The organism is Vibrio sp. 2134-1 (assembly GCF_033339495.1).
Map to the genome: position 1 here is coordinate 1 of NZ_JAWOUS010000500.1, position 663 is coordinate 663.

Here is a 663-nt window from a genome sequence, read left to right on the forward strand (position 1 = left end):
GCTGACGTGGCTGGTTGACACCTGTGCAGAGTCGGACTTCGCAAAATCGTTTTGTTTTGATCGAAATGCTTGAATGCCTAACCAAATCAAATATGCCGCACCACACCATTTGATGATGTTAAACACGAACTCAGAAGACGCAATCACAACGCCTAAACCGGTAAAAGAAAGGGTAAGAATGATGGTAATCGCACTTAAACTGCCTAGAGCCGTCGTCAGTGCAAGACGAAAACCGCTGCTGACGCCTTTACTTAAGCAAAGTAGAGAACTTGGCCCAGGAGAGGCTGTGAGCACGAGTATCGCGAGAGTGTAGTAAATCCAAGTATCGAGTTGCATTGGCGCTCCTTTCCAATCATGGTTTGATGCCACATATTAAGCCTTAAGCTACGTGATGTAGCATCGACGCTTCTATCCTTGAAACGTATTTCTGAGGCAAATGCGCAATCCTAATTGCGCATTAATTATGCAACCAAAATACTCGCTATATGCAATAGTGTAAAGAAAATAGTCAGTAATGATTCAAGCTAAGCACCGATTTAGTCATAGAACGGTTTTGGATCGATTTCTAAAGATGAAGGCGCTATCGCTCTTTCAATTTTGTGCGTACTTGTTTTTAAATCCACCATCGCTACATCAATGTATCGTTTGTACTTACGGGAGTAG

1 protein-coding gene is annotated in these 663 nt (G+C 42.8%); it reads right to left on the reverse strand.

Translation table 11 applies throughout. The annotated features are described in order from the left end of the window. Positions 1-336 (reverse strand): LysE family translocator (locus R7R78_RS26875; protein ID WP_225474705.1); only part of this gene is annotated, 336 nt, incomplete at its 3' end. Between the last annotated feature and the right edge of the window lie 327 nt (positions 337-663).